The sequence below is a fragment of the Armatimonas sp. genome (assembly GCF_031410135.1).
Taxonomy (GTDB): Bacteria; Armatimonadota; Armatimonadia; order Armatimonadales; family Armatimonadaceae; genus Armatimonas.
In genome coordinates, this window is record NZ_JANNYP010000492.1 from 1 (window position 1) to 3,826 (window position 3,826).

Sequence of the window (3,826 nt, forward strand, 5' to 3'; positions counted from 1 at the left end):
CCCATCCGAGTTGTAAGAGTAGCTCCAGACCTTGCCGCGAGGGTCGGTAACGCTCGTAATTCGATACCCAGAGTCATATCCATATTGGATCACTGGAGTCTGGCTACTCGCCGTCGGGAAGGTTACACTTGCCAGCTTGCCGCTCGTGTAGGCGAAGCTAAAGCTGCGACTCGCCGGATCGGTGACGCTCGTGATGCGTCCATTGCCATCGTAGGAAAAGCTCAGGGTGCGACTGTTGGCATCTACCACACTTGTCACTTGGGCTGTCGAGTTGTGGTTGATCGTGAGCGTGTTGTTGTTGCGATCCTTGATGCTTTTACACATCCATTCGCCACTCACAGATTGAAACGCGTACTTAACCTGGCTCTTGGTCGTCAGCGTGTACGTGCTGCTCCCCGAGTCATACGCCAAGCTATCGTAAATCCCCGTGGGAGGCGAGAAACTCCCGTCGATGTTCTTGGTGAAGACGTAGGAGAGGTCGTTACCCCAGTGCATCGCCACATCGCCTGTGCCAGAGTCAACCATCAGGTAGATGTCGAAGCTATGTGTCCAGTGCTTGCCAAGCTCTGCATCGTGGCTTCCCTGGCTGTTGTGGTAGATCGTAAAGTTGACTGGCAAGCCGCCGCGAGCCGTCCAGCCCACAATCGGAAGCGTGGTTAGCTTGTTTCCATTGCCGGTATTGGTGCCCCCAACACTTCCCTCCCAGCTATAGGTCGAGCCTGAAGCTGGGTCGAGTGAAAGAGCATGAGTCGGAATCGCCCCTCGGATATGGCTTCTCTCAAAAGCGGTTAAAGCCCGCGAGTGCCCCTTGGCTTTCGTGTGCGTCCTGGCATAGGCCGCCCCCGCACTTGGCCCCACCGACAGCCAGGCAAACAGGGCTGCTGTCAGCACCGCTACCTTCCGCCGGTTAGGATTCTCTGTGAAAAACATCTTGATTCTCTAACTTTCTTGTTTCACAAATGCAAGCACGGTAAACTAAGCGGTCTGCCGTTCTTGCGGTTGACGAGAGAGGGGAGGCTTCGTTTAGGCCGCCAAGCTAGGGCGAAGCTTCTCCTTTTCCTACTTTTATTTCTTCAGTGTGAGCACAATGCCTCCACTTTTGGCCAGCAGGTCGGCCAGTTTCACGCTCTCCGGTTTGTGTTTATTCGGGTCATGTACCCGCGCCGTCACCTCGCCATTGAACATATCTTCTTTGATCTCCAGCACCACTACAAAGTGATTGCCTTCCCACCAGGCAATTAAGGGAGTTGAAAGCTGCGCCAGCGCGTCTCTGTCCACTTGAACGCCTTCCACCTTCAGGCCAATACTCTTTGCCGCAGCCACTAGCCCCTCCAGACTCGTGCCCTCCGAAGTTGTCTTCGCCGCCTTCGCCAGCGCCACAACATCTGCCTTAATGTCTAACTCACTGGCAGCAATCAGGAGAGCACGCGGCCCGCAATCGCCAACACGACGCGCAATGCCCCCCTTCGCAGCGAGGGACGAGCGAGGGCCGTACCCAGAGGGTGCCCAGGTGGCGGCGCTAAAGCCGCCGGGGGAGGCAGAATTATTGGGGGAGGTATCGCACAGCCCTATCTGTGTCTTGAGAAACGCCGTATCGGTCTGGGATAGATTCGGGGTTTTGAGGAGTGCCTCTAAAGCGAGCTTCGCTCCTGCCTTATCGCCTTTAGCAAATAGAGCCGTGGCCTTCTGGTACTCGGGAAGCGAACGCACAACCGATTTATCCCCACGCCGGGCTGGGAGTCGGGGGGAATCCTGCGCCCGCGCAGGTTCCATTTTGCATCCACTCAAAGAAGCGATGCAGCACGTCAAACAACTCAAAAAAACAGCTAGTGACCGACAACGAGAGTAAGAAAAGCGCATAATGCCCTCCCTTCACCTTAACTGACAACTATTGACGAAAAATAGGGGGGGGGGGGGCACTTTTTATGTGGAGACTACCCAATACCACCTACAGGGCTATTCTACCAGGTATTCAAGAAATTTCAATCAGGAATTGCTTTACCGTAAAAAATAATTTTCACTCTGATCACCCACCTCTAAGTCCGCCCTTTGCACCCTGACATTCCCACACGAGACCCACAAATTTTCCTGCCTTGGCATGGCACTTCAAAGCCGTACCCTGAAGTTTCAAAGCCTTACCCTGAAAGATAAAAGCTCTGGTATGAAACCTCAAGGCTCTGGCATAGAACATCAGAGCCCTGGCATGAGATTTTTTGGGGACAGCATAGCACCACTGGAAAATGGCTTCGTGTTGCGATACGATCACTTTGCGTTTCGCAAGCTTAGCCTGAAGTGCAACAGACGCACCCAGGCGTGCTATCAAAGCAGCATTGTGTTTTTCAGGGAAAAACTATCATCTTGCGGCGCTAGCAAGGAGTTTTAATCATGGAGATTTCAATAGTTCGTACCCGTGCACAAGCCACACGCGATGTGCAGGCAGAAATTGCAGCGCAGTGGGTCTGGCCAGACAAAACCGTGGCACAGTGGGACACCGATCTTACCCTTCTAACGGAGAAAGAGCGCAATGAGAACACTGCCGAGCAGGAAGAGCACGCGATCCGTGCCCAACGCAACGCCGCCTACAAGTCTCTGGAGCGCTTTACCATGCAGACCGTTGCCGCCCTGAAAGTTTCCGCGCGGGGCAATACTGCCGTGCAAGAAGCCCTCAAGCGCCTCCCCGGACAGCCCTTTGGACGGCCACAGAGCCTTGCCCGCGCCAAAGCGGTCGCGGAGGCATGGAAGACCCTTCTGCCTAACCTGGCCCTCTCCCCCTCGCACACCCACGCCGCCTTTGAGAGCGCTATCGCCCACGCCGCAGACCTCGATGCCGCCACCAGCGCCGCCAAAGCCAAGTGGAGACACGCTGCTGAGGATCTCGCCGAGCACGTGGCGCACCTCGATAGTGACAACAAAGCCTGGTACGCCCTAGCCTCACGCCTCTATGGGGCGGAAACGCCCGAGGGAGCGCTGCTACGAAGCCGGGTTCCCGTGACGACAAAATCCTAGCGCTCTGGCGTACAATAGGGCATGTCCATACCCCTACTGGCAGTGATTGCGCTGACTGCCCCTCTGAATTCATCTCTGCAACAAAAAGTGATGTCTCCCAAGGCGTTTTTTGGGTTTTCGATAGGCGATGACTACAAGCTCGCCAACTACACGCAGTTTGCGGCGTACTGGAAGCAGCTCGATAAAGAGTCCGACCGGCTGGTGGTGCAGGAAATGGGGAAGACGGCGGAGGGGCGGCCTCAGCTCATGGCGATTGTCACCTCGCCCGCCAACCACAAAAAGCTCGCCACGTATAGAGAAATAGCGGCGCGGCTGGCGCGGGCTGAGGGGCTCACCGAGGCCGAGGCGAAGAAGCTGGCGGCAATCGGGAAGGCAGTGGTCTGGATTGACGGTGGTCTGCACGCCAATGAAGTGCTGGGCGCGCATCAGCTCATCGAGACCACCTACCAGCTCGTGCACTCCAACGACCCCGAGGTGAAGCGCTTCCTCGACGACTGCATTGTTCTTCTCGTCCACGCCAACCCCGACGGCATGGAGCTGGTCTCAGACTGGTACATGCGCGAGCCTGATGAGAAAAAGCGCAGCTTTGACATCCCGCGTCTCTACCAAAAGTACATCGGCCACGACAACAACCGCGACTTCTACATGGGCACGCAGGCCGAGACAAAGAACATGCTCAAGCGGAACTTGTCAATATAAATGAGACAGTTTGTTGTAGGTAAATTGGTGACGAGATCGAATTTCATTTCCTTCCTTTTGATGCGGGCACTTCCTCGGCGATGAGTAGATCCTCCAACTGGTTCAACACCGATTCCACTTC

At 55.6% G+C, this 3,826-nt stretch carries 4 protein-coding genes; 2 read left to right on the forward strand and 2 right to left on the reverse strand.

Going from position 1 to position 3,826, the window contains the following annotated elements:
• Both RMO15_RS18295 and RMO15_RS18300 read right to left on the reverse strand, forming a co-directional pair.
• On the reverse strand, window positions 1–930 hold a 930-nt coding region (locus RMO15_RS18295; RefSeq protein WP_309715075.1), incomplete at its 3' end, for a DUF6531 domain-containing protein.
• Between the two features lie 135 nt (window positions 931–1,065).
• Window positions 1,066–1,710: a cysteine peptidase family C39 domain-containing protein gene (locus RMO15_RS18300; RefSeq protein WP_309715076.1), complete on the reverse strand. Its 645-nt coding sequence runs from the start codon at window positions 1,708–1,710 to the stop codon at window positions 1,066–1,068.
• Window positions 1,711–2,385: 675 nt separating this feature from the next.
• Between RMO15_RS18300 and RMO15_RS18305 the strand changes: the two genes are divergently transcribed.
• Window positions 2,386–3,006 (forward strand): hypothetical protein, encoded by a 621-nt coding sequence (locus RMO15_RS18305; protein ID WP_309715078.1) that lies wholly within the window; start codon window positions 2,386–2,388, stop codon window positions 3,004–3,006.
• 21 nt (window positions 3,007–3,027) lie between these two features.
• Entirely contained in the window at window positions 3,028–3,705 is a 678-nt protein-coding gene (locus RMO15_RS18310) for a M14 family zinc carboxypeptidase (protein WP_309715080.1), read from the forward strand.
• Window positions 3,706–3,826 lie beyond the last annotated feature (121 nt).